The organism is Streptomyces chiangmaiensis (assembly GCF_036281785.1).
GTDB lineage: Bacteria > Actinomycetota > Actinomycetes > Streptomycetales > Streptomycetaceae > Streptomyces > Streptomyces chiangmaiensis.
Map to the genome: position 1 here is coordinate 1 of NZ_JAYWVC010000383.1, position 4,191 is coordinate 4,191.

The window sequence follows — 4,191 nt, forward strand, 5'->3', positions numbered from 1 at the left end:
GGGACGACGACGACTTCATCCAGCCCGGCACGCTCTACCGAGACGTGATGACGTCGGCAGACCAGGACCATCTGGTCGAAAACATCGTCTGGCACCTGAGTCAGGAGGTCGAGCGCTTCGTCCAGGAACGAGCGGTCAACGACTACTGGACGAAAGTCGACCCCGACCTCGGCGCCCGCGTCGCCCAAGGTATCGGTCTGGGGTCGCCGCAGCCGGGCCACGGGTAACAATCGCGGAGACCGGGCTCCCTCATCTTCAGCGCAACGAGCACGACAGGTCGTCCTGGGTCCCGAGCCAGGCGCCAGAGTGTTGGGACGAGATAGGGCGGTCGTGCGCCGGTCACGCTGCAACATGAGGCACATTGGAACAAAAACGTTCGCATACCTGCCAGCAACCAGCACTGACGCCGCGCACAGGTCATGGTTGTCGGGTCATCCTCTGTACGGCTGCGGCCGGCTGAGTGTTGCGGGGCGCACCGCAGACGCTGCGGTGCCATCCCCTCGCTCATGCATCAGGACTTCTCCAGTACGGGGCGTACGACCGCGGTGAGCAGTTCGGTGACGGCGAGGTGGGTCTGGACGGGGATGTCGTCGACCCTGGGGTCGACGATTCCGGCGACGGAGTTGATGAGTCCGACGTCCACGCCTCGTTGGAGGAGGTGCTGTTCGAGTTCGGGGGTTGGCGTTGTAGGTGCCGGAATCCTCATCCGTGCTGTTCACGGCCTTGATCCGGGGTCAGCCGGCTGCCACCGACGCGTCAATCTTTTGCGCGGGCAGGAGGCTCTTGGAGCACGCATGGGGCCGGCTGCGAGGATGGTCGACCGTGCTGTTGCGACTGCCCTACCTCGCTCTGTCGACCGCCTTCAGCTTCATACGGCTGTTACCGATGAGCGATCGGGCGAAGGACCTGGAAATCCTCGCCCTTCGCCACGCCACCAACTCACCGTACTGCAGCGCCAGGTGGACATGCCCCAGCTGACCTGGCCGCTCCGGGCCATACTCGCCGCGCTGCTGCACCGCCTCCCCCGCGTCCAGCTCCGCAAGCTCCACCTGATCGTCTCCCCCGACACCCTGCTGCGCTGGCACCGCGACCTCCTGCGCCGCCAGCATGCCAAGGCTTCCCACCCCAAACGCCCGGGACGACCCCGCACCGTCCGCTCCATCCGCGCCCTGTTATTACGACTCGTACGAGAGAATCCCGAGTGGGGCTACAGGCGCGTACACGGCGAACTCGCCGCGCTCGGCATCAAAGTCGCCGCCTCCACTGTGTGGAGCATCCTCAAGGAACACGGCATCCCACCGGCCCTCGACCGCGCGCACACCACCTGGGCCGACTTCCTCCGCTCCCAAGCCGAAGCCATCCTGGCCGCCAACTTCTTCGAGACCAAGACTCTGACCGGTGCGACCCTGACCGCGCTGACGATCATCGAACACGCCACCCGACCCGTCCGCATCCTCGGCGTCACCACACACCCGACCGCGGAATGGGTCACCCAACTCGCCCGCAACCTCGCCATGGATATCCAGGACACTGGAGCCAAGATCAAATACCTGATCCGAGAACGCGACGTGCGCTACCCGACCAGCTTCGACGCCTCGCTCGCCGGTGAAGGTCGCGAGGTCGTGCAGACCGGGGTCAGGATGCCCCGAATGAACGCGATCATGGAGCGATGGATCCGCTCCTGCCGAGCCGAGCTCCTCGACCGCACCCTCATCTGGAACCAAGCCCACCTCGCGCACGCCCTGCGCGAGTACGAGACCTTCCACAACGAACACAGGCCCCACCGGACCCTCGCAGGCGCCGCTCGCCTACGCCCACTCCCCGAACCGCTCGAACCGGACCGGCTCATCCACCTCGACATCCGCAGAAGCGACCGCCTCGGCGGCATCCTGCACGAGTACCAACATGCTTCCCAATCTGGAAGTCAAGTGGCGTGAGTGACTGAGGGTGTGACGATGTAGCACCGTCCGTCACGGATCAGTGTCCAGATTACGTTGACACGGCGGCGGGCCAGGGCGAGGACGGCCTGGACGTGTCGCTTGCCCTCGGCGCGCTTTCTGTCGTAGAACCGGCGCGAGTTGGGGTCGCAGCGAATGCTGACGAGGGCGGAGGTGTAGAAGACTCGCTGCAGGCGCCGGTGGTATCGCTGCGGCCGGTGGAAGTTGCCGCTGACCTGGCCGGAGTCGCGTGGCGCGGGCGCCACCCCGGCGAACGCCGCGAGCCGGTCTGGGGTGGGGAAGGCGTCCAGGCTGCCGCCGATTCCGGCAAGGAACTCGGCACCCAGGGTCGGTCCGACACCGGGCACGGACAGGATCACTTCGGCGAGCTCGTGTTCGCGAAACCGGCCCTCGATGAACTTGTCCGTCTCGGCGATCTTCTCGTTGAGGGCCATCACCTCCTTCGCGAGGGTGTGGACCATCTTCGCGATGGCTTTCTCGCCCTCGACGGCGGTGTGCCGGCGTTCGGCGGCCTCGACGGCCTTCGCGGCGAGGGTTTCGGGGCCGCGGACCTTTCGGTTGCGCAACCACGTTGTCAGGCGCCGGGTGCCCGCCCGGCGGATCGCGGCGGGTGCCTGGTAGCCGCTGAGCAGGACCAGAGGGCCGACGGTCCCGCCGAGGTCGAGAGCCCGCTCCAGGGCCGGGAACATGCTGGTCAGCAGGGACCGGAGCCGGTTGATGGTACGGGTGCGGTCTCCCACCAGGTCGACGCGGTGCTCGGTCAGGAGCCGAAGTTCGATGGAGGCTTCATCGCCGGGGCGGATCGGCTCCAGGTCCCGCCGCATCCGTGCCTGGTCGGCGATCACCCTCGCGTCCCGGGCATCGGTCTTGCCCGCACCGCGGTAGCTGTCGGTGGCACGGTTGACGGTGATGCCAGGGATGTAGACGAGTTCCTGGCCGTGGTTGACCAGCAAGGCGATCAGCAGGCCGGGTTCGCCGCCGGTCATGTCGAGTGCCCAGGTGACGTGGTCGCCGGCAGCGAGGTCCAGGACGTCACCGATCAGATTCAGGAGTTCCGGTTCGTCGTTGGCCACCCGCCGCGACAGCAGCGTGTCGCCGTCGGCATCCAGCACCAGGCAGTGGTGGGTCTTCCCGCAGTCGGTCCCCGCCCATATCCGGCTCATCGTGCTCCAGTCGTTCGTACTTGCCTTGCGTACCACGGACGACCTCGCCGGCATTGCTCTACTCAGCGACTTGTTCGCACTTCCCAATCGGCGGCCGAGTCGTCGTGGGGAGCCGGGCGGCGAAGCGTGTTCAGCCACAGTCGGCAGCCGCCTGAAAGCCACACCCAGCTCCCCTGGGTGCCCTCACCCTACGAATGGAAGAACCAACCCGGTCAAAAGGTAGAGCCGCCTGACCAGCGCGGACGTGGTTCTCGGCACCTACACGGCTCACGAGCTCTGTTCGCGCGGGCCACCCCAGGTCCCCGGCTGCTGTTCCCGGGCCTGGTCCCGGGGAAGCCCATCTCGACCCACGCCATGACGCAGAAGCTCAACCGGCACGGAATCTCGGTCTGCGCGGCCCGCAACTCAGCCCTCGCCGCGCTCGCTGCCGATCTCCCCAGCCCGATCCTCGCCGACCTGACCGGCATGCACCGCGACACCGCGATCCGCTGGGTCGCCTACGCCAGGCGCGACTGGGCCGCGTACCTCGCGGCACGAGCCGATGACCAGAGGGAGGCGCCCGCCACCGGTGATCACCGGTGAAGAGGACAAGATTCGTGCAGCGGCGGGGCAGTCGATAGGGTGCCAGGTCACGACCGCACGCGGTTCGAACGTGGGCAGGTCAGGGCTCTGCCGCAGCTCGTGGCACCTCCGCAGCTGCCATGCCGGCACCTGCCTGCCCGGGTCTTGGGACACGGGGCGGCCTTCGCGGCCGGGCAGTCGGGTTCCGGTCGACAGGTCAGGAGGAACGAGTGGCACAGATCATCGCCGAGGTCTCAAGGACGTTCAACGAGTTTCTGCTCTTGCCCAACCGGACCCGGACCGACTGCTCGCCCGCGACGGTCAACCTGCGCACGCCCCTGGTGCGGCACGTCGTCGGGGAGCAGTCGGCGATCGAACTCGGCTCCCCGTTCACGTCCGCGATCATGCAGGCTGTCAGCACACCGGAACTCGCGATCGCACTCGCACGCAACGGCGGTCTGAGCTTCCTGCACCACAATCAGTCGATCCAGGACCAGGCCGCAGCCGTC

At 67.1% G+C, this 4,191-nt stretch carries 5 protein-coding genes and 1 pseudogene; 4 read left to right on the forward strand and 2 right to left on the reverse strand.

What is annotated here, in order from left to right; translation table 11 throughout:
- Nucleotides 1–227 (forward strand): catalase-related domain-containing protein (locus VXC91_RS42905; protein ID WP_329512775.1); only part of this gene is annotated, 227 nt, incomplete at its 5' end.
- Nucleotides 228–511: 284 nt separating this feature from the next.
- Here VXC91_RS42905 and VXC91_RS42910 read toward each other — a convergent pair.
- On the reverse strand, nt 512–643 hold the full coding sequence (locus VXC91_RS42910; protein WP_329512776.1) for a hypothetical protein: 132 nt from the start codon (nt 641–643) through the stop codon (nt 512–514).
- Between the two features lie 179 nt (nt 644–822).
- Between VXC91_RS42910 and VXC91_RS42915 the strand changes: the two are divergent.
- Nucleotides 823–1,937, forward strand: a pseudogene (locus tag VXC91_RS42915) (integrase core domain-containing protein).
- On the opposite strand, the gene VXC91_RS42920 reads toward VXC91_RS42915, so the two are convergent.
- Nucleotides 1,925–3,121, reverse strand: coding sequence for an IS110 family RNA-guided transposase (locus VXC91_RS42920; protein WP_329512777.1), 1,197 nt, complete (start codon nt 3,119–3,121; stop codon nt 1,925–1,927). The pseudogene VXC91_RS42915 and the gene VXC91_RS42920 overlap by 13 nt on opposite strands.
- Nucleotides 3,122–3,475: 354 nt before the next feature.
- Here VXC91_RS42920 and VXC91_RS42925 point away from each other — a divergent pair, with 354 nt between their 5' ends.
- A complete protein-coding gene (locus tag VXC91_RS42925; protein WP_329512778.1) occupies nt 3,476–3,703 on the forward strand; it encodes a hypothetical protein in 228 nt (75 codons plus the stop codon).
- Between the two features lie 209 nt (nt 3,704–3,912).
- Nucleotides 3,913–4,191: IMP dehydrogenase (locus VXC91_RS42930; RefSeq protein ID WP_329512779.1), on the forward strand; the 279-nt coding region annotated here is incomplete at its 3' end.